Genomic DNA, 20,986 nt, shown 5'->3' with positions numbered 1-20,986 from the left:
TAGAATGGGGTCAACCCTGACTTGTCCCTTCGATACACCGAGAACTCCATGGTCCCGCATCTCGTCACCGCATTGAATGGCCCGATCAACGAACTCGAGGCCCGTGTCCTCGAGTCGATGCCGGCGATCGAGCGCTGGTTCCGGCTCGAATGGATGGAGCACACGCCGCCCTTCTACACCTCGGTCGACATCCGCAACGCCGGCTTCAAGCTGGCGCCGGTCGAGACCAACCTGTTCCCCGGCGGCTGGAACAACCTGACCGAGGACATGCTGCCGCTGGCGGTCCAGGCCGCGATGGCGGCCATCGAGAAGATCTGCCCCGAGGCGAAGAACCTGCTGCTGATCCCCGGGCAGGACACCCGCAACAGCTTCTACATGACCAATGTGGCCCGGCTGCGCCGGATCTTCATGCTGGCCGGGCTGAACGTGCGCCTGGGAACGCTGGATCCGGCCATCACCGAGTCCGTCTCCATCGACCTGCCCGACGGCGACCAGATCACGGTGGAGCCGCTGGTGCGCACCGAGCGCCGGCTCGGGCTGAAGAACTTCGATCCCTGCACCATCCTGCTGAACAACGAGCTGTCGGCCGGCATCCCGGGCATGCTGGAGGACCTGCACGAGCAGTACCTGCTGCCGCCCCTGCACGCCGGTGGATCGGTGCGCCGCAAGGCCAACCACTTCCAGTCCTACGAGGAGGTGGCCAAGAAGTTCGCCAAGCTGCTGGGCATGGACCCGTGGCTGATCAACCCGATGTACGCGTCCTGCGGCGATGTCGACGTGGGCGAGGGGGCCAGCCTGGAGGCCGTGAAGGCGGGGGCCGATGCGCTGCTGGGCAAGATCCGGCGCAAGTACAAGGAGTACGGCATCAACGAGAAGCCGTTCGTCGTCGTCAAGGCCGACAGCGGTGCCAGCGGCCTGGGCAGCATGACCGTGCGTGACGCGAAGGAGCTCGACGCGCTCGACCGCCGCCGCCGCGATCTGTCGGCCTTGGCCGGGAGCGGGCCGCAGGTCTGCCGGATGCTGGTCCAGGAGGGCGTGCCCACCTACGAGCGCATGAACGATGCGGTGGCCGAGCCGGTGGTCTACATGATGGATCGCTACGTGGTCGGCGGTTTCTATCGCATCCACGCCGACCGGGGCGTCGACGAGAACCTGAATGCGCCGGGCGCGCGTTTCGTGCCGCTGGCCTTCGCCCAGAGCCATCATCTGCCGCGTCCGGGCGTCAAGCCGGGGGCGAGTGCGCCCAACCGCTTCTACATGTATGGCGTGGTCGCGCGCCTGGCCATGCTGGCCGCCAGCTACGAGCTGGAGGCCACCGATCCGGACGCCGAAGTCTACGACTGAGGGGCGCGCGGGGAGCGGCGCGCGTCCGTGTCGAACGGGCGCTTCTTTACTTGCAATGTCCTGCGATACCTGCCATAATTTACGTCTCTTCTGGCTTGCACACGTGCCATGCCGTACGTGGCGCAATCTGGTTCCGCCCCAAGCCGCGATCGCTGATGTCCAGTGATCGCGTGACGGGCCCAAGACTGACCGCGTTGGTGGCCATGTGGCTGTGAGCACGGGATAAGTTGGGGATAGACATGATCCAAATGCAATCGCGACTCGATGTCGCGGACAACACCGGTGCGAAGTCCGTCATGTGCATCAAGGTGCTCGGCGGTTCCAAGCGTCGTTATGCCGGTATCGGCGACGTGATCAAGGTCAGCATCAAAGAAGCTGCACCGCGTGGTCGCGTGAAAAAGGGTGAGGTTTACAGCGCAGTCGTTGTACGCACCGCCAAGGGCGTCCGTCGTCAAGACGGTTCGCTCGTGAAGTTCGATGGCAATGCGGCTGTGCTGCTGAATGCCAAGTTGGAGCCGATCGGCACGCGCATCTTTGGCCCGGTGACCCGCGAACTGCGGACCGAGCGCTTCATGAAGATCGTGTCGCTGGCTCCGGAAGTGCTCTAAGCCAACCGCGAAGGACAGGCCATGAACAAGATTCGCAAAGGCGACGAAGTCATCGTGCTGACTGGTCGCGACAAGGGCAAGCGCGGCAGTGTTTCTCTGCGTGTGGATGCCGATCACCTGGTGGTCGAAGGCGTCAACATGGTGAAGAAGCATGTGCGCCCCAACCCGCTGAAGGGCACGACCGGTGGCATCGTCGACAAGACCATGCCTATCCATCAATCGAATGTGGCGATCTTCAATCCCGCGACCGGCAAGGCCGATCGCGTCGGGATCAAGCTGCTGGCAGACGGCAATAAAGTGCGCGTCTTCAAGTCCAGCGGCGAAGAGATCAAAGCCTGAGGCAGGGGTTGAGAATGGCGCAACAACAAGCTCGTCTGCAGGCCTACTACCGTGAAACGGTGGTTCCTGCGCTCGTCGAGAAGTTCGGTTACTCCTCCGTCATGGAAGTGCCGCGTTTCGAAAAGATCACCCTGAACATGGGTGTGAGCGAAGCCGTGTCGGACAAGAAGGTCATGGATCACGCCGTGAGCGACCTGACCAAGATCGCGGGCCAGAAGCCCGTGGTCACCAAGTCCCGCAAGGCCATCGCCGGCTTCAAGATCCGTGAAGGTGTCCCAATCGGCTGCATGGTCACCCTGCGTGGCGTGCGGATGTTCGAATTCCTGGACCGTTTCGTCACCATCGCGCTGCCGCGCGTCCGTGACTTCCGCGGTATCTCGGGTCGTTCGTTCGACGGTCGCGGCAACTACAACATCGGTGTCAAGGAACAGATCATTTTCCCGGAAGTCGAGTACGACAAGGTGGATGCTCTGCGTGGTCTGAACATCAGCATCACGACCACGGCCAAGACCGATGACGAGTGCAAGGCGCTGCTGACCGCCTTCCGCTTCCCGTTCAAGAACTGAGGTGCGACGTGGCAAAACTCTCTCTCATCCAGCGTGAAGAAAAGCGCGAGAAGCTCGTCGCCAAGTACGCCAAGAAGTACGCTGAGCTGAAGGCCATCATCGGCGACCAGGGCAAGTCGGAAGACGAGCGTTACCTGGCCCGTCTGGCGCTGCAAAAGCTGCCTCGCAATTCTTATCCGACCCGTCTGCGCGCTCGTTGCGAGATCACTGGTCGTCCCCGCGGTACGTTCCGCAAATTCGGTCTTGGTCGTACCAAGATTCGTGAACTGGCTTTCCGTGGCGACATCCCTGGTGTCGTCAAGGCGAGCTGGTAATCCGGCGTCCTTAGGGTACGAACAGGAGTTATTCCATGAGCATGAGTGATCCTATCGCCGACATGCTGACCCGCATTCGCAACGCCCAGATGGTCGAGAAGACCGCTGTGGTGATGCCGTCCTCCAAGCTCAAGATCGCTATTGCGCAAGTGCTGAAGGACGAGGGTTACATCGACGGCTACGCTATCAAGGGTGAGGCTGCCAAGGCCCAACTCGAAATCGCACTGAAGTATTACGCGGGTCGCCCGGTGATCGAGCGCATCGAGCGCGTGAGCCGCCCCGGTCTGCGTATCTACAAGGGCCGCCACGACATTCCCCAGGTCATGAATGGCCTGGGTGTCGCCATCGTCACCACGCCCCAGGGTGTGATGACCGACCGCAAAGCGCGCGCTGCCGGCATCGGTGGTGAAGTGCTCTGCTACGTCGCCTAACTGAGGAGATCGCAAATGTCCCGCGTCGGAAAGATGCCGGTCGCCGTCCCTCAGGGTGTGGACGTGTCGATCAGCGCTGATCAGATCAGCGTGAAGGGTGCGCAGGGCACGCTGGTGCGTGCTCGCCACCCGCTGGTGACGATCGAGAACAATGCTGGCTCGCTCAGCTTCGTTCCGGTCAACGAGTCGGTTGAAGCCAATGCCATGTCCGGCACCATGCGTGCGCTGGTGAACAACATGATCAACGGCGTCAGCAAGGGCTTCGAGAAGAAGCTGAACCTGGTCGGTGTGGGCTTTCGTGCCCAGGCCGCCGGTCAGAAGCTGAACCTGCAGATCGGGTTCTCTCACCCGGTGGTCAAGGAAATGCCTGCCGGCATCAAGGTCGAGTGCCCCACTCAGACCGAAGTGCTGATCAAGGGCGCTGACCGCCAGGTCGTCGGCCAGCTGGCTGCCGAGGTGCGTGCCTTCCGTCCCCCCGAGCCTTACAAGGGCAAGGGCATCCGTTATTCGGATGAGAAGGTCACGCTCAAAGAGACCAAGAAGAAGTAAGGAGCCGCATCATGTTGAACAAAAAAGAACAGCGTCTGCGTCGCTCCCGTCAGACCCGCGTGCGCATCGCCCTGCAAAGCAGCGTTCGCCTGACGGTCTTCCGCTCCAACCTCCACATCTACGCGAGCGTGATCTCCGAGTGTGGCGGCAAGGTGCTGGCTTCCGCATCCACGGCCGAAAAGGAAGTGCGCGAGCAGCTGGCAACCTCCGGCAAGGGTGGCAACGTGAACGCCGCCGTGCTGATTGGCAAGCGCATCGCCGAAAAGGCGAAGGCCGCTGGCATCGAGAAGGTCGCATTCGACCGCTCGGGCTTTGCCTACCACGGTCGCATCAAGGCCCTGGCCGACGCAGCCCGCGAAGGCGGTCTGCAGTTCTAAGCGCCTCGTACGCTGACGAAGGAACACAAAATGGCTAAGTTTCAACCGAAAGTCGCTGACGAAGGTCGCGACGACGGCATGCGCGAGAAGATGATCCAGGTGAACCGCGTGACCAAGGTGGTCAAGGGCGGCCGGATCATGGCGTTTGCTGCACTGACCGTCGTTGGCGACGGTGACGGCCGGGTCGGCATGGGCAAGGGCAAGGCGCGTGAAGTGCCCGTGTCCGTCCAGAAGGCCATGGAATCCGCTCGCCGCGGCATGGTCAAGGTCCCGCTGCGCAACGGCACGGTGCCCCACAACGTGACCGGCGAACACGGCGCTGCCAAGGTCCTGCTGGCACCGGCTCCTGCTGGTACCGGCATCATCGCCGGCGGCCCGATGCGCGCGGTCTTCGAAGTTCTGGGCGTGACTGACATCGTCGCCAAGAGCCTCGGCTCGTCGAACCCGTACAACATGGTCCGGGCGACCTTCGACGCACTGTCGCGCATGACGACCGCTTCTCAAGTGGCTGCCAAGCGTGGCAAGTCGCTCGAAGAGATCTTCAACTGATCGCCGGGAGCTGATGATGTCGGAACAAAAGACGGTCAAGATCAAGCTGGTCCGCAGCCCCATCGGCACGCGTGCTTCGCACCGCGCCACGGTGCGTGGTCTCGGGCTGCGTCGTGTCAACAGCGAGTCGGTGTTGCAAGACACCCCCGCTGTGCGCGGCATGATCAACAAGATCTCGTATCTGCTGCAGGTGCTCTGAGCACCTTGCAACGAGGAAAGTAGTCATGGAACTCAATACGATCAAGCCGAGCTCGGGTGCCAAGCACGCGAAGCGTCGTGTCGGCCGCGGCATCGGTTCGGGCCTCGGCAAGACGGCTGGCCGTGGTCACAAGGGTCAGAAGTCGCGTGCTGGTGGCTATCACAAGGTGGGCTTCGAAGGCGGTCAGATGCCTCTGCAGCGTCGCCTGCCCAAGCGGGGTTTCAAGTCGCACCTGCTGAAGTTCAACGCCGAGATCACCCTGTCGCAGCTGCAGGCCCTGGCCGTCGAAGAAGTCGACGTGCTGGTCCTGAAGCAGGCCGGCCTGGTGGCTGACATGATCAAGGTCGTGAAGGTGATCAAGTCGGGCGAACTGAGCAAGAAGATTGTCCTGAAGGGCATCGGCGCAACCGCTGGTGCGAAGGCAATCATCGAAGCGGCTGGTGGTTCGATCGCTGCTTGATCGCAGACGATCTGACGTCCCACATCGCTGAACAGGTTACCTGTGGCAAACAACGCAACTCAGCTGGCCAAGAGCGGCAAGTTCGGTGACCTGCGTCGCCGACTGGTGTTCTTGCTGCTTGCGCTGGTGGTGTACCGGATCGGTGCTCACATACCGGTTCCGGGCATCAATCCCGATCAGCTGGCCCAGTTGTTCAAGGGTCAGCAGGGCGGGATCCTGAACCTCTTCAACATGTTCTCCGGCGGGGCGCTGTCGCGCTTCACCGTGTTCGCGCTCGGCATCATGCCGTACATCTCGGCGTCCATCATCATGCAGTTGATGGCCTACGTGGTGCCTGCGCTGGAGCAGCTGAAGAAGGAAGGCGAAGCCGGTCGACGCAAGACGACACAGTACACGCGTTATGGCACGCTGGGTCTCGCGCTGTTCCAGTCCATGGGCATCGCCCTGGCGCTGGAAGGCTCGCCTGGTCTGGTGATCGACCCGGGTGTGCTGTTCCGCGTGAGCACGATCGTCAGCCTGACCGCCGGGACGATGTTCCTGATGTGGCTGGGTGAGCAGATCACGGAACGTGGCCTGGGCAACGGGATCTCGATCCTGATCTTCTCCGGCATCGCTGCGGGTCTGCCCAGCGCGATCGCCGGGCTGCTGAATCTGGTGAGCACGGGTGCGATGAGCATCATCGTCGCGATCCTGATCGTCGGCATCGTGATCGGTGTGACGTACGTGGTGGTGTTCGTCGAACGGGGTCAGCGCAAGATCCTGGTCAACTATGCCAAGCGCCAGGTCGGCAACAAGGTGTATGGCGGTCAGTCGTCGCACCTGCCCCTGAAGATCAACATGTCGGGCGTGATCCCGCCGATCTTCGCATCGTCCATCATCCTGCTGCCCGCCACGGTGGTCGGCTGGATCGCGACGGGGCAGAGCGACAGCTGGCTGATGCGCTCCCTGAAGGATGTGTCCTCGGCGCTGTCGCCGGGACAGCCGATCTACGTGCTGCTGTATGCGGCCATGATCGTGTTCTTCTGCTTCTTCTACACGGCGCTGGTCTTCAACAGCCGTGAGACCGCGGACAACCTGAAGAAGAGTGGCGCGTTCATCCCGGGCATCCGTCCGGGTGACCAGACCGCCAGGTACATCGACAAGATCCTCGCCCGGCTCACGCTGGGGGGTGCGGCCTACATCACCCTGGTGTGTCTGCTGCCCGAGTTTCTGGTGCTGAAGTACAACGTGCCGTTCTATTTCGGTGGAACGTCGTTGCTGATCATCGTCGTGGTGACCATGGATTTCTGGGCGCAGGTCCAGTCTTATGTGATGTCTCAGCAGTACGAGACCTTGCTCAAGAAGTCCAGCTTCAAGGCAGGTTGACGGTCAAAGAATACGGGTCGGGTCCTCTGGATCCGTCCCGACGCGGTCTCCGCGTCAGCTGAACACGGGCCTGTGCTGCCCAGTCGGTGCCGGAATGATGTGAACCCTTGATGGGGCGCAGCGTTCCTGGTGGCCAGAAGGCTGGACAATGCATGCCCCAAGGTTTGTTCCGTGCTCGCATCGTTTTCCGGGCGAAGTGAGCGATTGAATCCGAGTCCCGGAAGACGAGCGCAAGCCGATCAAGGAGAAGACCATGAAAGTCTCCGCATCCGTCAAGAAGATCTGCCGCAACTGCAAGATCATCCGTCGCAAGGGTGTGGTTCGTGTCATTTGCACCGACCCGCGCCACAAGCAGCGTCAGGGCTGAGCCCCTGGGCACCGCTGCAACCGTATAGAGGACGCACATGGCACGTATTGCTGGTATCAACATTCCGCCGCACAAGCACGCCGAGATCGGCCTGACTGCGATCTACGGCATCGGCCGTACGACCGCGCAGAAGATCTGCGAGAACTGCGGTATTTCGTATGACAAGAAGGTCAAGGACCTGAGCGACGCCGATCTGGAAAAGATCCGTGACGAAGTCGGCCGCCTGACGATCGAGGGCGACCTGCGTCGCGAAATCTCGATCAACATCAAGCGTCTGATGGATCTGGGTTGCTACCGTGGTTTCCGTCATCGTCGCGGCCTGCCGGTGCGTGGTCAGCGTACCCGCACCAATTCCCGCACCCGCAAGGGTCCGAAGAAGGGCGCTGCCGCGCTGAAGAAGTAAGCCCTCGGGCTGAAGAGAGTCATTTATGGCAAAAGCACCAGTCAACAACGCCGCGCGTCGCGTCAGCAAGAAGGTTCGCAAGAACATTGCGGACGGTGTCGCTCACGTGCACGCATCCTTCAACAACACCATCATCACGATCACCGATCGTCAGGGCAATGCGTTGTCCTGGGCTTCGAGTGGTGGCCAGGGTTTCAAGGGTTCGCGCAAATCGACGCCTTTTGCTGCCCAGGTCGCCGCCGAAGTGGCTGGTCGTGCTGCGCAGGAACAGGGCATCAAGAACCTCGACGTCAAGATCAAGGGCCCGGGCCCGGGTCGCGAGTCTTCGGTTCGTGCACTCGCCTCGCTGGGCATCCGCATCGCGTCGATCTCCGACGTGACGCCGGTCCCGCACAACGGCTGCCGTCCGCAGAAGCGTCGTCGCATCTGATGCGCTGAACAGGACCTGGATGCCGTTGGCAGCCAGGTTCTTCTGCTAGAATACCGAGTTCTCCGGTGAGCACAGTCGTGCCCGCCGGATTCTCCGTTGGAACAGGTCATCAAGACGAGGTCCATCGATCGCGTCTTGCTGGCCTTTCCATTCTTCAGGTCGACATCCTGTCGGCCCGTAAGCCCACCGTCTGCCGCGCTTGATGCGCCGCAGACTTGCGCAGCCCCGATCGGGTTGCGTCAAGCAAAACCAAGGATTCCACAGTGGCACGTTACCTCGGCCCCAAGGCCAAACTTTCCCGCCGCGAAGGCACCGACCTGTTCCTGAAGAGCGCCCGCCGCTCGATCAGCGACAAGTCGAAGTTCGAGACCAAACCGGGTCAGCATGGCCGCACCTCGGGCTCGCGTACGTCCGACTTCGGCATCCAGCTGCGCGAGAAGCAGAAGGTCAAGCGCATGTATGGCGTGCTGGAGCGTCAGTTCCGCCGCTACTTCGCTGAAGCCGAGCGCCGTCGTGGCAACACCGGTGCCAACCTGCTGCTGCTGCTGGAATCGCGTCTGGACAACGTCGTCTATCGCATGGGCTTCGGTTCGACCCGTGCCGAATCGCGTCAGCTGGTCTCGCACAAGGCGGTCACCGTCAACGGCCAGTGCGTGAACATCCCGTCGTTCCTGGTCAAGGCCGGTGACGTGGTGTCGGTGCGCGAGAAGTCGAAGAAGCAGCTGCGCATCGTCGAAGCGCTGAAGCTGGCCGACTCCATCGGCCTGCCGGCCTGGGTGAGCGTCGATCTGGCCAAGATGGAAGGTGTCTTCAAGAAGGCGCCGGACCGTGATGAATTCGGCGCCGACATCAACGAGTCGCTGATCGTCGAACTGTATTCGCGCTGATCTTCGTGCGGGCGTTGGCGGTCCTCGCCGGCGTCCAGCCTTATCTGCTATCCGGCCATGTGGCTCCGGCTGCTGGCCTGGCGGGTTCATCAGCCTTATCGGTGTAACGAGCCGAGGGTATTGACAGGAACTTTCAATGCAAACGAATTTGCTGAAGCCCAAAGCGATCAATGTCGAGCCCCTGGGCGGTCATCGCGCCAAGGTCACCCTCGAGCCTTTCGAGCGCGGCTACGGTCACACGCTGGGCAACGCCCTGCGTCGTGTGCTGCTGTCCTCGATGGTCGGCTACGCGCCGACCGAAGTGACGATCGCGGGTGTTCTGCATGAGTACTCGACGGTCGACGGTGTCCAGGAAGACGTGGTTCACATCATGCTGAACCTCAAGGGCGTCGTGTTCCGTCTGCACAACCGCGACGAAGTCACGCTGGTGCTGCGCAAGGATGGCGAAGGCCCGGTCACGGCCGCCGACATCCAGACGCCGCATGACGTCGAGATCATCAACCCCGAGCACGTGATTTCCCATCTGGCTCAGGGTGGCAAGCTCGACATGCAGATCAAGGTCGAGAAGGGCCGTGGCTACGTGCCGGGCAGCCTGCGCCGTTACGCCGACGAGCCGACGAAGTCGATCGGGCGCATCGTGCTGGACGCCTCGTTCTCCCCGGTCCGTCGCGTCAGCTACACCGTCGAGAGCGCCCGCGTCGAGCAGCGCACCGACCTGGACAAGCTGGTCATGGAAATCGAGACCAACGGCGCGATCTCGCCGGAGGAAGCGATCCGTGCCTCGGCCAAGATCCTGGTCGAGCAACTGGCCGTGTTCGCCCAGCTGGAAGGCAGCGATCTGATCGCCTTCGACCAGCCGGCCCCGCGTGCCCAGCACTTCGATCCGATCCTGCTGCGTCCGGTGGACGAGCTGGAGCTGACGGTGCGTTCGGCCAACTGCCTGAAGGCCGAGAACATCTATTACATCGGCGACCTAATCCAGCGCACCGAGACCGAGCTGCTGAAGACCCCGAACCTGGGTCGCAAGTCGCTCAACGAGATCAAGGAAGTCCTGGCTTCCCGCGGTCTCACCCTGGGTGCCCGCCTGGAAAACTGGCCGCCCCAAGGTCTGGACAAGCGCTGATCCAGCGCTGAACGATACGGGCCCTCGGGCCCGGTGCACCCGGCGGTACCTGATCCGGCCGCCGGTATACAAAGCAAGGAAAGCACCATGCGTCACCGTAACGGTCTGCGGAAACTGAACCGCACCTCTTCCCATCGCCTGGCGATGCTGCGCAACATGGCCAACTCGCTCATCGAGCACGAAGCCATCAAGACCACGGTCCCCAAGGCCAAGGAACTGCGTCGCGTCGTCGAGCCCCTGATCACCCTGGGCAAGACCCCGACCCTGGCGAACAAGCGCCTGGCCTTCGACCGTCTGCGCAGCCGTGACAACGTCGTCAAGCTGTTCGACGTGCTGGGCAAGCGCTACGCCGCTCGTCCGGGTGGTTACACCCGCATCCTGAAGATGGGCTTCCGTGTTGGCGACAACGCGCCGATGGCCTACGTCGAGCTGGTGGACCGTCCGGAAGCCGGCGAAGTCGCCGTGGTCGAAGGCGACGCCAAGGCCGAGTGAGGTCTGCAGGGCTTCTGCCGCGTGGCAGGTGCCGGAAGGTGAACACAAGATCACCGGAAACACTTGCAAGCGGCACGAAGTTCGGCATATAATTGATATTCCAGTCGCGGGGTGGAGCAGTCTGGTAGCTCGTTGGGCTCATAACCCAAAGGTCGTTGGTTCAAATCCAGCCCCCGCAACCAGAATTCAGCAGAAGTTCTTTCTGCCAGAAAGCCAGCGTGTCGTGCGCTGGCTTTTTTGTTTGAACGGCATCGGCTTCGTGGTGCTGAATGTTCGATCTGAACGATATTCAGCAGCGAAACGATTTTCCGGTATATAATTCGATCTTCAGTCGCGGGGTGGAGCAGTCTGGTAGCTCGTTGGGCTCATAACCCAAAGGTCGTTGGTTCAAATCCAGCCCCCGCAACCAAATTCAACGGAAACCTCGGTTTTCGTCAGAAAAGCCAGCCTCGCAGCTGGCTTTTCTGTTTCCGGACTTCACCGCCGGCCAAGTCGCCAGAGCGAGGTCACTTCGGCCGAGCGGGCGGCGTGCAGCAGGTCCTCGGCGTCACTCGCCCGCTTGTGCATGGGGCGCACGTCCAGGCGGTCGATCACCTTCAGCCCGGCCTGCTCGATCCACGCGAGCAGCGTGGCCCGGTCGCGCAGGTGCAGGTGTTCGGCCAGGTCCGACAGGATCAGCCAGCCTTCGCCCTGCGGCCTCAGGTGCGCCGCCAGCCCGTCCAGATAACCCCTGAGCATGCGGCTGTCCGGGTCGTAGATCGCGTGTTCCAGCGATGAACTGGGATGGCCGGGCAACCAGGGCGGATTGCAGACGATCAGGTCGGCCTGCCGGCCGGCCGGGAACAGGCTGGTCTGCAGCAGCTCCACCCGATCGGAACAGCCCAGTCGTTGCAGGTTCTCGAGCGCGCAGCCCAGGGCGCGCGTCTCGGTGTCGGTGGCCGTGATGCGTGGCACGCCACGGGCCGCCAGCACGGCGGCGAGCACACCCGTGCCGGTGCCGATGTCGAAGGCCACGCCTTCCGGCCGCTGGCAGGCGGCGGGCAGGGGAGCCTGCGCCACCAGTTGCACATATTCACCCCGCACCGGCGAGAAGACGCCGTAATGCGCATGGATGCGCCCTCCGGTGGCCGGCACGTCGACCCCCTTCTTGCGCCACTCATGGGCGCCGATCAGTCCCAGCAGGTGGCGCAGCGGCATCACGTAGGCCGAGGTGGCCGTGCCCTGGGCCTGCGCGCAGGCCACCTCGATGGCGGGCGCCCGGCGCAGGGGCAGCACATCACCGCAGTCGACCGGCAGCAGCAGCATGCCGAGCACCCGGGCACGCTGGGCCTGGGCCTGGCGCTGCTGGTGGAAGGCGGCCGTCATCGGATGCATCGCCGGGGCCGTCGCGGCCTGCCGGCCGGCGTGCGTGCGGCGTGGGCCCCGGTCGAGCCGACGCGTCAGTGCCTGCAGCATCAGCCGTGCATTCGGGTAGTCGCCCTGCCAGAGCAGGCCGGTGCCTTCGCAGGCCAGCCGGTAGGCCGTGTCGGCGGGCATGCGGTCGTCGGCCGGCACGATGCGCCGCGGCGGCGGGCGATCGCTGTCGCACACCCAGCGGGCGCTGTGCGCCTGACCGGCGGCGTCGGTCCATTGGACCCTCGTGATGTCGTTCATCGGGAACCGGGTGATGAAAGGTTTTGATTGTCGACCCTTCAGGGTTTTCCTCGGCCTGTCGATAGGATGTGGACATGAAAACCCTGACCAAGTTTGTCCTCCTGCCTCTGCTTGGCCTGATCCTGATGCTGCTGCTGGCCGTCTGGCTCTGTTTCGAGCAGCAGCCCCGCGTGCTGCGGGGCTCCGAGCTGACGCCGGCTGACATCGCGCGCGCGCGCTCCATGCTCCGGGATGCCGATCCTCGCCGCGCCCCTCCGGGCACGGTGCGCAACTTCGCCGCGTCGCCGCGCGACCTCGACGTGCTGCTCAACGACGTCAGCCAGCGTCTGCTGCACGGCTCGGCCCGTGTCGACCTGGCGACCGGAGTGGCCGACGTGTACGCCAGCGTGCACGTGCCCCGCAGTCCGCTGGGCAGCCACTGGCTCAATGTGCAGGCCCGGCTGCTGCAGTCCGACCAGGGGCTGCCCGAACTGGATTCCCTCTGGCTCGGCCGCCTGCCCGTGCCGGCCTGGCTGGCCGGCATCGTGCTGCATCAGGTGGCCCGCCACTATCAGGTCGACGAGGAGCTGCGCATGGGCGTGGCGATGGTCCAGCGGGTGGCGCTGACCGACGAGGGGCTGGTGATCTCCTACCTCTGGAAGCCCGAGTTCGTCGATCTGGTGAAGACGGCGGTGGTGCCGGCCGAGCTGCAGGCGCGGCTGAAGCTCTACAACGATCGGCTGGTGCAGCTCGTCGCACCGTCCGCGGCCCTGCCGGAGGGGCACGACGTCATGATGGCCGCGCTGCTGCCCGCGCTCACCGATCTGGCGCGTCAGCGCACGGTCGCCTTTGCGCAGGGGGCGGATCGACCGGACCCGACGGCGGTGTCGGTGTTTGCCGCCCACGAGAACCGCGCGGCGCTGATCACGCTGGCGCTCTACACCGCACGCCAGCCCCTGGCGCGCATCGTGCCCGCCGCACGCGGCTGGTCCCAGCCCAGCCTGAGGCTGGTCCAGCTGCGGGGCCGCGACGATCACCCGCTGCATTTCCTGGTCTCGGCCGTGCTGGCCGCCGAAGGGGGCGGGCGCCTGGCCGACGCGATCGGCGTCTACAAGGAGGTCGGCGACACCCGTGAAGGCAGCGGCTTCAGCTTCGACGACCTGGCCGCCGATCGGGCGGGCACCCGGATCGGGCAGCGGGCGGTGCACGATGCGCTCGGGTTCCAGGCCCGCATGGCCGAGGCCCTGCAGGAGTCCGACTTCATGCCCGACATCGACGGCCTGCCCAGCTTCCTGACCGAGGCCGACTTCCGTCGCCAGTACGGCGGCGTGGGCGAGCCTGGCTACAACCAGGTGCTGGCGGACATCGAGCAGCGAGTGGCCCGCCTGCCGCTGCTGCACTGAACCGAAGGCCCGCGGCGCCGGGGCTTGCGGTCCGCGGTCATGGCCTCATCTGCGCACGATGAGACCCTGGTTGCCCTTTCTTGCCGTGTCGGCCCTGCTGCACGGACTCGTGGCCTGGCGCCTGTCCGGGGGCCTGGTGGGCCACTGGCCGATGACGGCGGTGCTGCTGTGGGGCCTGCTGGCAGGGTCCACCGTGCTGATCCCCTGGTCGGTGCTGGGCACCCGCCATCGGCACGACCGCCTCGCCCAGGGCTTCGGCTGGGCCGGGCTGCTGCTGATGGGCTGGTTCTCGAGCGTGCTGGTCGGCACGGTGCTGCGCGAGCTGCTGCTGCTGACGCTGACGATGCTCGGCTGGGCCGGCTGGAGCGCCGCGGCGGCCCCGGGCTGGTCGAGCGGGAGTGCGCTGGCCGTGCTGCTGCTGTCGGCGCTGGCCACGCTCGTCGGGCTGTTCAACGCCCGCCGGACCGCGGCGGTGGTCCGGGTCGACGTGCCGATCGCCGATCTGCCCGACGCGCTGCACGGGTTCACCATCGCGCAGATCAGCGACATCCATGTCGGGCCGACCATCGGTGCGGCCTACCTGCGGGCCATCGTGCAGCGGGTCAACCGCCTGCAGGCCGATCTGGTGGCCATCACCGGGGACCTGGTCGACGGCTCGGTCGAGCAGCTGGCCGTGCACGTGGCGCCGCTGGCCGAGCTGCAGTCGCGCCACGGCAGCTATTTCGTGACGGGCAACCACGAGTACTACAGCGGCGCGCCGGCCTGGATCCGCCACCTGCGCCAGCTGGGCGTGCAGGTACTGCTCAACGAGCATGTGGTGATCCAGCACGGCCGGGCGGCGGTGGTGGTCGCCGGGGTGGCCGACCATGGCGCGCACCACTTCGAGCCCGGCCACCGCAGCGATCCGCATGCCGCGCTGGCCGGTGCCCCGGCGCACGCGGGCCTGCGGCTGCTGCTGGCCCACCAGCCGCGCAGCGCGCTGCTGGCCGCGGGCGCGGGTTACGATCTGCAGCTGTCCGGCCACACCCACGGCGGGCAGTTCCTGCCCTGGAAATGGTTCGTGCCGATGCAGCAGCCTTTCACCGCCGGCCTGCACCGGCTGCAGGACCTCTGGATCTACACCAGCCGCGGCACCGGTTACTGGGGCCCGCCCAAGCGGCTGGGCGCGGCTTCTGAGATCACCCACCTGAGGCTGGTGCGACCTCACCGCGAGACGACATGACCGATCACCCGATCCTGTTGCGCCAGATGTTCGACGCGGCCATCGCCGCGGCACAGCCGGCGTCCTGCCTGCCGCCCCACCTGCCGCCGCCGCCCCGGGGTCGCACCATCGTCATCGGCGCGGGCAAGGCGTCGGCTGCGATGGCCCGGGCGCTGGAGGACCACTGGCCCGGCCCGCTCGAAGGCCTGGTCATCACCCGCTACGGCCACGAGGTGCCGTGTTCCCGCCTCGAGATCGTGCAGGCGGCCCATCCGGTGCCCGATGCCGCCGGAGCCCGGGCGGCCGAACGCATGCAGGCGCTGGTGAGCGGCCTGACGGCCGATGACCTGGTGATCGCGCTGATCTCCGGCGGGGGCTCGTCCTTGCTGGTGGCGCCGGGGCCGGGGCTGACCCTGGCCGACAAGCAGGCGGTGAACACCGCCCTGCTCGGCAGCGGGGCCACCATCTCGGAGATGAACTGCGTGCGCCGCCACCTGTCGGCGCTCAAGGGCGGTCGCCTGGCGGCGGCCTGCCATCCGGCCCGGCTGGTCACGCTGCTGATCTCCGACGTGCCCGGGGATGCTCCGCAGGACATCGCCTCCGGACCGACGGTGGCCGACCCGAGCACCTGTGCCGACGCGCTGGCCATCCTCGAGCGCCATCACATCCGCGTGCCCGAGGCGGTGCGGGCCCTGCTCGAGAGCGGGCGAGGCGAGACCGTCAAGCCGGGCGACCCGCGTCTGTCGGGCAGCCGGACCCGCATGATCACCACCCCCCAGATCGCGCTCGAGGCGGCCGCGCACGTGGCCCGCGCGGCGGGGGTGACGCCCCACATCCTGGGCGACAGCCTCGAAGGCGAGGCCCGCGACGTCGGCCAGGTGCTGGCCGGCATCACGCGGCAGGTGGTGCTGCGCGGCCAGCCCTTCGTGCCCCCTTGCGTGCTGCTGTCGGGCGGCGAGACCACCGTCACCGTGCGTGGCCAGGGCCGCGGCGGGCGCAACGTCGAGTGCCTGCTGTCCCTGGCCCTCGGGCTGGACGGCCTGCCCAGGGTGCATGCGCTGGCCGGCGACACCGACGGGGTGGATGGGGTCGAGGAGATCGCCGGTGCGCTCATCGGCCCCGACACGCTGGCCCGGGCCTGGCGCCTGGGCCTTCATCCACGCCGCCACCTGGACGACAACGACGGCCACGGCTTCTTCCAGGCGCTGGGCGATTCGGTCGTGACCGGTCCGACGCTGACCAACGTGAACGATTTCCGGGCCATCCTCATCGAGGCCGCGACTCCGCCTGCGACCTGATCACCGCGCCCCCGCGGTCTGTTCAGGGGCGCTCGGCCAGGGCCTGGTCGTGCAGCGCCTGGGCCGCCACCGACAGGCTGCGGTCGCGCCGGCGCACCAGGTAGATCTGGCGGGTCAGGCCCGGCCAGGGCAGCGGCCGGGTCACCAGTCCGGGCTGGTCGAAGTGGAAGAGGGCCAGGGCGGGCACGACGCTGATGCCCAGGCCCGCACGCACCATGCCCATCACGGTGGCGAGCTGGTCGACCTCCATCAGCGTGTTCATCGGCTGGGGATGGAAGGCCGCCTCCAGGTACTGGCGCACGCTGCTGACGCGGGACAGGTGCACGAAGGGCCAGGCGGCCAGGGTCTCGACCGTCAGCACCGGCTGCCGTGCCAGCGGGTGGTCGTCCCGGCAGACCAGGTGGAAGTCGTCGTGGCAGAAGGGTCGGGCCTGCAGCTCGGGGGTGTCCGCGCGGATGGCCGCCAGCGCGAAGTCGGCCCGGCCGCTGGCGACACGCGCGATGCAGTCCTCCGACAGCCCGTCGCTCACCTCCAGCTCGATGCCCGGGTGGGCGGTCCGGAACCGCGCCAGCACGTCGGGCAGCCAGCCCGCGGCCAGCGAAGGCAGCAGCGCCAGCGACACCCGGCCGCGCCGCAGCGCCGCCGCGTCACGCGCGCCCGCCAGCGCCACCTCGAGCTCCGCCTGCACCCGCCGGGCGGGTTCGACGAAGGCCTCGCCTTCGGCCGTGAGGGCGACATGGCGGGTGCTGCGGTCGAACAATTTCAGGCCGAGCGAGTGCTCCAGGCTGCGGATCATCGCGCTGAACGCCGGCTGCGACAGGTGGCAGGCCGCGGCCGCACGGGTGAAGCTGCGCTGTTCGGCCAGCATCAGGAAGGCGTGCAGCTGGCGCAGCGATACATTCATCTGCCATTCCGATCAATTCATCTGAAAATTCGAATTCACAGCATAAACCGGTCTGCCTAGAGTGCGCATCAGGAGACCCGAACCCGTGACTGCACACACATCCGTCCTGCGCGTGGGCTGCGCCGCAGGCTTTTCCGGCGACCGCACCGATGCGGCCGGCCCGGTGGTCGACGCGCTGATCGCCAGCGGTGGGCCGGCCGTGCTGATCTTCGAGACCCTGGCCGAGCGCACGCTGGCGCTGGCCCAGCTGGCGCGGCGTGGCGATCCGGACGGCGGGTACGAGCCGCTGCTCGACGAGCTGGTCCGCCCGGTGCTGGCCCGCTGCCTCGCGGCGGGGGTGCGCATCGTCAGCAACTTCGGGGCGGCCAACCCGGCCGGCGCGGCACGCCGGCTGCAGGCGCTGGCGGCCGAACTGGGCCTGGCGCCACCGCGCATCGCGGTGGTCGAGGGCGACGACCTGAGCGATGCCGCGGGTCGTGCCCTGCTCGACGAGGTGATGGGGCCGGCGCTGCAGGGCCTGTCCATCGTGTCGGCCAACGCCTACCAGGGCGCCGAGGCGATCGCCGATGCGCTGCTGGCCGGCGCCCAGATCGTGGTCTGCGGCCGGGTGGCCGATCCGTCGCTGGTGGTCGGCCCGGCCCTGGCCCATTTCGGCTGGGCCCGCGACGACTGGGATCGCCTCGCCCGGGCGACCATGGCCGGGCACCTGCTGGAATGTGGCGCACAGGTCAGCGGGGGTTATTACGCCGACCCGGGCGTCAAGGACGTGCCGGGCCTGGCCCGGCTGGGTTATCCGATCGCCGAGATCGAGGCCGACGGCCACTGCACGATCGGCAAGCCGGCCGGCACGGGGGGCGTGATCCATCGCCACACGGTGCTCGAGCAGCTGCTCTACGAGGTGCACGATCCGGCGGCCTACCTGACCCCCGACGTCGTGGCCGACCTGTCCGCTGCCGAGCTGGAGCAGGTCGGTCCCGACCGGGTGCGCCTGAGCGGGGTGCGCGGCCATCCGCGACCGGCGACGCTGAAGGTCAACGTCTGCCACGAGACCGGCTGGCTGGCCGAAGGCGAGATCTCCTACGCCGGCGTGCGAGCCGAGGGCCGGGCCCGCCTGGCCGGCGAGGTGCTGCGCGAGCGGCTGGATGGCCTGGGGCCGCTGCGGCTGGACCTGATCGGCGTGGCCAGCGTGTTCGCCGACGACGCCGGTCGCTGGATCGAGGCCCGACCCGACCACGGCGCCCGTGACGTGCGGCTGCGGGTGGCCCTGGCCCACCCCGACCGCGACGCCGCCCAGCGGCTCACGCGGGAGGTCACGGCGCTCTACACCTGCGGCCCGGCGGGTGGCGGGGGCGTGCGCACCTCGCTGCGCGCGCGTCTGGACACCGTGTCCGGGCTGGTGCCGCGCGAGCGGGTGCCCTCACGCTGGCGCCTCATTGAACCCTTGAACCCTTGAACCCGAGGCCCTGGCCATGAGCGCATCCCCATCGATCACCGTGCCCCTGCACCAGGCCGCCCACGGGCGCACCGGTGACAAGGGCAACCGCAGCAACATCAGCGTCATCGCCTGGCACCCGGCGCTCTGGCCCGCGCTGGTCGAGCAGGTGACCCCCGCCGCCGTCGCCCTTCAGTTCGCCCACCGGCAGCCCACGGCCGTGCGCCGCTACCTGCTGCCCCACCTGCAGGCGATGAACTTCGTGCTCGACGACGTGCTCGACGGCGGGGTCAACGACACGCTCAACCTCGACAGCCACGGCAAGGCGCTGTCCTTCCTGCTGCTGGAGCTGCCGCTGCAGCTCGATGCCAGGCTGCTGCCGCATCTGCGGTCGGCCCGCTGATCCTTCTTTTGCCCACACACATCCCACCGGAGACCAGAACCATGATCGCTGCCCGTTCCCCTCATGCGCGGCCTCGCCGCACGCTGCTGGCCCTGGCTCTGGCCACCTCGCTGGCCACGCCGCTGCTGGCCCGGGCCCAGGCCTACCCGGCCAGGCCCATCACCTTCGTCGTGCCGTTCGCCGCCGGCAGCGCCACCGACATGCTCGCCCGCGCCCTGGCCCAGTCCGTCGGCGCGGACACGAAACAGACGGTCATCGTCGAGAACAAGGCCGGAGCCAGCGGCATGCCGGCGACCCAGGCCGTCGCCCGGTCCGCCCCCGACGGCTACACCGTGCTGATCGCGACCAACACGACCCACGCCGCCAACGAGCACCTCTACAAGAAGACCGGCTACGACGCGGTCAAGGACTTCGTGCCGCTCACCGTGCTCGCGCGTGGGGGGCAGGTGCTGGTGGTCAACAGCGGCTCGCCCTACCGCAGCGTGGCCGAACTGGTCGCGGCCGCCCGCAAGGCCCCGGGCAAGCTCACCTTCGGCAGTGGCAGCGCCTCCAGCCGCGTGGCGGGCGAGATGTTCCAGCAGCTCTCGGGCACCGAGATCCTGCACGTGCCCTACAAGAGCAACCCCAACGCCATCACCGACCTGCTGGGCGGCCAGATCGACATGATGATCCCCGACACCGGCACGGGTGTGCCGCATGTGCGCTCGGGCAAGCTGCGGGCGCTGGGCGTGTCCACGCACAAGCGCCTGCCGCTGCTGCCCGACGTGCCCACCATCGACGAGGCGGGAGTCAAGGGCTACGACATGAGCTACTGGTTTGCCGCCTACGTGCCGGCGGGCACCCCGGCCCCGGTGGTGCAGCGCCTCAACGAGCTGCTGCATGCGGCCACCCGCAGCGCGCCGGCCAGGGCCTTCTTCGAGAGCAGCGGCACGGAGGCCCACACCACGACCTCCGACGGCCTGGCCGCCTTCCAGCGCGCCGAGACCCAGAAGTGGGGCCGCATCATCAAGGCGGCGGGCATCGAGCCCGAGTGAAGGGTCGGCGGGTCCGGGGTCGGCCGGCGCGTGGTAGAAACCGCGCATGATTCCCGACCAAGCCCTGATGAACTGGACCCCCGCCGAACGCCGTGAAGCCGAGGCGCTGATCGAGGCCGTGCAGGCCCGTGCCGCCCGGCAAGGCATCGAGCTGCCGGCACCTCCCGAGGTGCCGGTCAGCTGCTGCGGCCGCGGTTGCACCGAGTGCGTGTGGTCCTTCTATTACAGCGAAGTCACCTACTGGCGCGACGAGGCGATGCTGCGCTGGGCCGACTGACGAAAAAAAACCCCTGCAGGCCGTGAGGCCCCAGGGGTTTTTTCAGTCCGCGCAGGCCGGTCGCCTGCGGCGGTCAAGCGATCACTGCAGCTTGATCTCGACGTCCACGCCAGCCGGCAGGTCGAGCTTCATCAGGGCGTCGACCGTCTTGTCGGTCGGGTCCACGATGTCCATCAGACGCTGGTGGGTGCGGATCTCGAACTGGTCGCGCGAGGTCTTGTTGACGTGCGGCGAACGCAGGATGTCGAAGCGCTGCATGCGCGTCGGCAGGGGCACCGGGCCCTTGACGATGGCGCCGGTGCGCTTGGCGGTTTCCACGATCTCCTGGGCCGACTGGTCGATCAGCTTGTAATCGAACGCCTTCAGGCGGATGCGGATCTTTTGCTTTTGCATGACGATTCCTTCAAAAAGAGCAAGGCGGCCTGAGCAAGGCCAGGCCGCGAATTGAAAGGGCAGAGCGGTCCCGTCACCGGGACCGCTCCACCACAGTCACACAAAGAGCTTAGTCCAGGATCTTGGCAACGACGCCGGCGCCGACGGTGCGGCCGCCTTCACGGATGGCGAAGCGCAGACCTTCTTCCATGGCGATGGGGGCGATC

At 66.3% G+C, this 20,986-nt stretch carries 29 protein-coding genes and 2 tRNA genes; 27 read left to right on the top strand and 4 right to left on the bottom strand.

From position 1 onward, the window contains the following. The first annotated feature begins 48 nt into the window (after nucleotides 1-48). The 20 genes from gshA to C7444_RS15725 all read left to right on the top strand — a co-directional run bounded on the left by gshA (nucleotide 49) and on the right by C7444_RS15725 (nucleotide 11,212). Nucleotides 49-1,344, top strand: a complete 1,296-nt coding sequence (gshA, locus tag C7444_RS15820; RefSeq protein ID WP_110401821.1) for a glutamate--cysteine ligase — start codon at nucleotides 49-51, stop codon at nucleotides 1,342-1,344. Between the two features lie 239 nt (nucleotides 1,345-1,583). Further along, nucleotides 1,584-1,952, top strand: a complete 369-nt coding sequence (gene rplN, locus C7444_RS15815; RefSeq protein ID WP_011831006.1) for a 50S ribosomal protein L14 — start codon at nucleotides 1,584-1,586, stop codon at nucleotides 1,950-1,952. A gap of 21 nt (nucleotides 1,953-1,973) precedes the next feature. After that, nucleotides 1,974-2,291 (top strand): 50S ribosomal protein L24, encoded by a 318-nt coding sequence (gene rplX / locus C7444_RS15810; protein WP_110401820.1) that lies wholly within the window; start codon nucleotides 1,974-1,976, stop codon nucleotides 2,289-2,291. A gap of 14 nt (nucleotides 2,292-2,305) precedes the next feature. Continuing rightward, nucleotides 2,306-2,857 (top strand): 50S ribosomal protein L5, encoded by a 552-nt coding sequence (gene rplE / locus C7444_RS15805; RefSeq protein ID WP_110401819.1) that lies wholly within the window; start codon nucleotides 2,306-2,308, stop codon nucleotides 2,855-2,857. Between the two features lie 8 nt (nucleotides 2,858-2,865). Beyond that, nucleotides 2,866-3,171, top strand: a complete 306-nt coding sequence (gene rpsN / locus C7444_RS15800; RefSeq protein ID WP_110401818.1) for a 30S ribosomal protein S14 — start codon at nucleotides 2,866-2,868, stop codon at nucleotides 3,169-3,171. A 35-nt stretch (nucleotides 3,172-3,206) separates the two neighbouring features. Continuing rightward, on the top strand, nucleotides 3,207-3,602 hold the full coding sequence (rpsH, locus tag C7444_RS15795; RefSeq protein ID WP_110401817.1) for a 30S ribosomal protein S8: 396 nt from the start codon (nucleotides 3,207-3,209) through the stop codon (nucleotides 3,600-3,602). A gap of 15 nt (nucleotides 3,603-3,617) precedes the next feature. Beyond that, nucleotides 3,618-4,151, top strand: a complete 534-nt coding sequence (gene rplF, locus C7444_RS15790) for a 50S ribosomal protein L6 (RefSeq protein WP_110401816.1) — start codon at nucleotides 3,618-3,620, stop codon at nucleotides 4,149-4,151. Between the two features lie 11 nt (nucleotides 4,152-4,162). After that, complete coding sequence (rplR, locus tag C7444_RS15785) at nucleotides 4,163-4,528, top strand: 50S ribosomal protein L18 (RefSeq protein WP_110401815.1); 366 nt, start codon at nucleotides 4,163-4,165, stop codon at nucleotides 4,526-4,528. A 30-nt stretch (nucleotides 4,529-4,558) separates the two neighbouring features. After that, nucleotides 4,559-5,077 (top strand): 30S ribosomal protein S5, encoded by a 519-nt coding sequence (gene rpsE / locus C7444_RS15780; protein ID WP_110401814.1) that lies wholly within the window; start codon nucleotides 4,559-4,561, stop codon nucleotides 5,075-5,077. A gap of 16 nt (nucleotides 5,078-5,093) precedes the next feature. After that, nucleotides 5,094-5,276: a 50S ribosomal protein L30 gene (rpmD, locus tag C7444_RS15775; RefSeq protein ID WP_211317581.1), complete on the top strand. Its 183-nt coding sequence runs from the start codon at nucleotides 5,094-5,096 to the stop codon at nucleotides 5,274-5,276. A 25-nt stretch (nucleotides 5,277-5,301) separates the two neighbouring features. Then, on the top strand, nucleotides 5,302-5,736 hold the full coding sequence (gene rplO, locus C7444_RS15770; RefSeq protein WP_110401812.1) for a 50S ribosomal protein L15: 435 nt from the start codon (nucleotides 5,302-5,304) through the stop codon (nucleotides 5,734-5,736). Nucleotides 5,737-5,778: 42 nt separating this feature from the next. Continuing rightward, nucleotides 5,779-7,101, top strand: a complete 1,323-nt coding sequence (gene secY, locus C7444_RS15765; RefSeq protein ID WP_110401811.1) for a preprotein translocase subunit SecY — start codon at nucleotides 5,779-5,781, stop codon at nucleotides 7,099-7,101. A gap of 253 nt (nucleotides 7,102-7,354) precedes the next feature. Next, a complete protein-coding gene (rpmJ, locus tag C7444_RS15760; RefSeq protein WP_012348927.1) occupies nucleotides 7,355-7,468 on the top strand; it encodes a 50S ribosomal protein L36 in 114 nt (37 codons plus the stop codon). Between the two features lie 37 nt (nucleotides 7,469-7,505). Then, the gene (rpsM, locus tag C7444_RS15755) at nucleotides 7,506-7,871 is read left to right on the top strand and encodes a 30S ribosomal protein S13 (protein WP_110401810.1); all 366 of its coding nucleotides are present in this window, start codon (nucleotides 7,506-7,508) and stop codon (nucleotides 7,869-7,871) included. A gap of 25 nt (nucleotides 7,872-7,896) precedes the next feature. Then, complete coding sequence (gene rpsK / locus C7444_RS15750; RefSeq protein ID WP_012348925.1) at nucleotides 7,897-8,301, top strand: 30S ribosomal protein S11; 405 nt, start codon at nucleotides 7,897-7,899, stop codon at nucleotides 8,299-8,301. Between the two features lie 263 nt (nucleotides 8,302-8,564). Next, nucleotides 8,565-9,188, top strand: a complete 624-nt coding sequence (gene rpsD, locus C7444_RS15745; protein ID WP_110401809.1) for a 30S ribosomal protein S4 — start codon at nucleotides 8,565-8,567, stop codon at nucleotides 9,186-9,188. Between the two features lie 136 nt (nucleotides 9,189-9,324). Continuing rightward, complete coding sequence (locus tag C7444_RS15740) at nucleotides 9,325-10,311, top strand: DNA-directed RNA polymerase subunit alpha (protein WP_110401808.1); 987 nt, start codon at nucleotides 9,325-9,327, stop codon at nucleotides 10,309-10,311. Nucleotides 10,312-10,398: 87 nt separating this feature from the next. Then, nucleotides 10,399-10,803: a 50S ribosomal protein L17 gene (gene rplQ, locus C7444_RS15735; RefSeq protein WP_110401807.1), complete on the top strand. Its 405-nt coding sequence runs from the start codon at nucleotides 10,399-10,401 to the stop codon at nucleotides 10,801-10,803. A 105-nt stretch (nucleotides 10,804-10,908) separates the two neighbouring features. After that, nucleotides 10,909-10,985, top strand: a tRNA-Met gene (locus tag C7444_RS15730). Between the two features lie 150 nt (nucleotides 10,986-11,135). Further along, nucleotides 11,136-11,212: transfer RNA gene (locus tag C7444_RS15725), tRNA-Met, on the top strand. A 68-nt stretch (nucleotides 11,213-11,280) separates the two neighbouring features. Here the strand turns inward: C7444_RS15725 and C7444_RS15720 are convergent. Then, the gene (locus C7444_RS15720; RefSeq protein ID WP_110401806.1) at nucleotides 11,281-12,456 is read right to left on the bottom strand and encodes a methyltransferase; all 1,176 of its coding nucleotides are present in this window, start codon (nucleotides 12,454-12,456) and stop codon (nucleotides 11,281-11,283) included. 74 nt (nucleotides 12,457-12,530) lie between these two features. On the opposite strand from C7444_RS15720, the gene C7444_RS15715 reads away from it, so the two are divergent. The 3 genes from C7444_RS15715 to C7444_RS15705 are packed head-to-tail and all read left to right on the top strand — an operon-like array spanning nucleotide 12,531 to nucleotide 16,337. Further along, nucleotides 12,531-13,838 (top strand): YfiM family lipoprotein, encoded by a 1,308-nt coding sequence (locus tag C7444_RS15715; RefSeq protein WP_110401805.1) that lies wholly within the window; start codon nucleotides 12,531-12,533, stop codon nucleotides 13,836-13,838. A gap of 58 nt (nucleotides 13,839-13,896) precedes the next feature. After that, the gene (locus tag C7444_RS15710) at nucleotides 13,897-15,060 is read left to right on the top strand and encodes a metallophosphoesterase (protein WP_110401804.1); all 1,164 of its coding nucleotides are present in this window, start codon (nucleotides 13,897-13,899) and stop codon (nucleotides 15,058-15,060) included. Next, nucleotides 15,057-16,337, top strand: coding sequence for a glycerate kinase type-2 family protein (locus C7444_RS15705; protein WP_110401803.1), 1,281 nt, complete (start codon nucleotides 15,057-15,059; stop codon nucleotides 16,335-16,337). Before C7444_RS15710 ends, C7444_RS15705 begins: the two co-directional genes overlap by 4 nt. 22 nt (nucleotides 16,338-16,359) lie before the next feature. On the opposite strand, the gene C7444_RS15700 is transcribed toward C7444_RS15705, so the two are convergent. Then, complete coding sequence (locus tag C7444_RS15700) at nucleotides 16,360-17,241, bottom strand: LysR family transcriptional regulator (RefSeq protein WP_110401802.1); 882 nt, start codon at nucleotides 17,239-17,241, stop codon at nucleotides 16,360-16,362. Between the two features lie 85 nt (nucleotides 17,242-17,326). Between C7444_RS15700 and C7444_RS15695 the strand changes: the two genes are divergently transcribed. From C7444_RS15695 to C7444_RS15680, 4 genes are read left to right on the top strand one after another with little or no spacing between them, the layout of a single operon-like run. Further along, nucleotides 17,327-18,694 (top strand): acyclic terpene utilization AtuA family protein, encoded by a 1,368-nt coding sequence (locus C7444_RS15695; protein ID WP_110401801.1) that lies wholly within the window; start codon nucleotides 17,327-17,329, stop codon nucleotides 18,692-18,694. A 16-nt stretch (nucleotides 18,695-18,710) separates the two neighbouring features. Beyond that, the gene (locus C7444_RS15690; protein WP_110401800.1) at nucleotides 18,711-19,076 is read left to right on the top strand and encodes an AtuA-related protein; all 366 of its coding nucleotides are present in this window, start codon (nucleotides 18,711-18,713) and stop codon (nucleotides 19,074-19,076) included. A gap of 41 nt (nucleotides 19,077-19,117) precedes the next feature. Beyond that, complete coding sequence (locus C7444_RS15685; RefSeq protein ID WP_110401799.1) at nucleotides 19,118-20,110, top strand: Bug family tripartite tricarboxylate transporter substrate binding protein; 993 nt, start codon at nucleotides 19,118-19,120, stop codon at nucleotides 20,108-20,110. Nucleotides 20,111-20,156: 46 nt separating this feature from the next. Continuing rightward, nucleotides 20,157-20,387, top strand: coding sequence for an oxidoreductase-like domain-containing protein (locus C7444_RS15680; protein ID WP_245909596.1), 231 nt, complete (start codon nucleotides 20,157-20,159; stop codon nucleotides 20,385-20,387). Between the two features lie 81 nt (nucleotides 20,388-20,468). Here the strand turns inward: C7444_RS15680 and rpsJ are convergent, their stop codons facing one another. Then, entirely contained in the window at nucleotides 20,469-20,780 is a 312-nt protein-coding gene (gene rpsJ / locus C7444_RS15675; RefSeq protein WP_110401797.1) for a 30S ribosomal protein S10, read from the bottom strand. A gap of 109 nt (nucleotides 20,781-20,889) precedes the next feature. Next, nucleotides 20,890-20,986 (bottom strand): EF-Tu C-terminal domain-related protein (locus C7444_RS15670; RefSeq protein ID WP_082016399.1); only part of this gene is annotated, 97 nt, incomplete at its 5' end.

This window comes from Sphaerotilus hippei, assembly GCF_003201595.1.
In the GTDB taxonomy this organism is placed as follows: Bacteria; Pseudomonadota; Gammaproteobacteria; order Burkholderiales; family Burkholderiaceae_C; genus Sphaerotilus; species Sphaerotilus hippei.
This window is presented reverse-complemented; position numbering and strand designations above follow the sequence as displayed.

Coding starts and splice junctions, on each gene's coding strand:
- C7444_RS15685 (WP_110401799.1), top strand. CDS start 19,118: ATGATCGCTGCCCGTTCCCCTCATGCGCGGCCTCGCCGCACGCTGCTG.
- C7444_RS15710 (WP_110401804.1), top strand. CDS start 13,897: ATGAGACCCTGGTTGCCCTTTCTTGCCGTGTCGGCCCTGCTGCACGGA.
- rpsM (WP_110401810.1), top strand. CDS start 7,506: ATGGCACGTATTGCTGGTATCAACATTCCGCCGCACAAGCACGCCGAG.
- rplR (WP_110401815.1), top strand. CDS start 4,163: ATGTTGAACAAAAAAGAACAGCGTCTGCGTCGCTCCCGTCAGACCCGC.
- C7444_RS15720 (WP_110401806.1), bottom strand. CDS start 12,456: ATGAACGACATCACGAGGGTCCAATGGACCGACGCCGCCGGTCAGGCG.
- gshA (WP_110401821.1), top strand. CDS start 49: ATGGTCCCGCATCTCGTCACCGCATTGAATGGCCCGATCAACGAACTC.
- C7444_RS15700 (WP_110401802.1), bottom strand. CDS start 17,241: ATGAATGTATCGCTGCGCCAGCTGCACGCCTTCCTGATGCTGGCCGAA.
- rplF (WP_110401816.1), top strand. CDS start 3,618: ATGTCCCGCGTCGGAAAGATGCCGGTCGCCGTCCCTCAGGGTGTGGAC.
- C7444_RS15680 (WP_245909596.1), top strand. CDS start 20,157: ATGATTCCCGACCAAGCCCTGATGAACTGGACCCCCGCCGAACGCCGT.
- C7444_RS15690 (WP_110401800.1), top strand. CDS start 18,711: ATGAGCGCATCCCCATCGATCACCGTGCCCCTGCACCAGGCCGCCCAC.
- rplN (WP_011831006.1), top strand. CDS start 1,584: ATGATCCAAATGCAATCGCGACTCGATGTCGCGGACAACACCGGTGCG.
- rpsK (WP_012348925.1), top strand. CDS start 7,897: ATGGCAAAAGCACCAGTCAACAACGCCGCGCGTCGCGTCAGCAAGAAG.
- C7444_RS15715 (WP_110401805.1), top strand. CDS start 12,531: ATGAAAACCCTGACCAAGTTTGTCCTCCTGCCTCTGCTTGGCCTGATC.
- rplO (WP_110401812.1), top strand. CDS start 5,302: ATGGAACTCAATACGATCAAGCCGAGCTCGGGTGCCAAGCACGCGAAG.
- rpmD (WP_211317581.1), top strand. CDS start 5,094: ATGTCGGAACAAAAGACGGTCAAGATCAAGCTGGTCCGCAGCCCCATC.
- rpmJ (WP_012348927.1), top strand. CDS start 7,355: ATGAAAGTCTCCGCATCCGTCAAGAAGATCTGCCGCAACTGCAAGATC.
- rpsJ (WP_110401797.1), bottom strand. CDS start 20,780: ATGCAAAAGCAAAAGATCCGCATCCGCCTGAAGGCGTTCGATTACAAG.
- C7444_RS15705 (WP_110401803.1), top strand. CDS start 15,057: ATGACCGATCACCCGATCCTGTTGCGCCAGATGTTCGACGCGGCCATC.
- rplX (WP_110401820.1), top strand. CDS start 1,974: ATGAACAAGATTCGCAAAGGCGACGAAGTCATCGTGCTGACTGGTCGC.
- C7444_RS15740 (WP_110401808.1), top strand. CDS start 9,325: ATGCAAACGAATTTGCTGAAGCCCAAAGCGATCAATGTCGAGCCCCTG.
- rplQ (WP_110401807.1), top strand. CDS start 10,399: ATGCGTCACCGTAACGGTCTGCGGAAACTGAACCGCACCTCTTCCCAT.
- rplE (WP_110401819.1), top strand. CDS start 2,306: ATGGCGCAACAACAAGCTCGTCTGCAGGCCTACTACCGTGAAACGGTG.
- rpsE (WP_110401814.1), top strand. CDS start 4,559: ATGGCTAAGTTTCAACCGAAAGTCGCTGACGAAGGTCGCGACGACGGC.
- rpsH (WP_110401817.1), top strand. CDS start 3,207: ATGAGCATGAGTGATCCTATCGCCGACATGCTGACCCGCATTCGCAAC.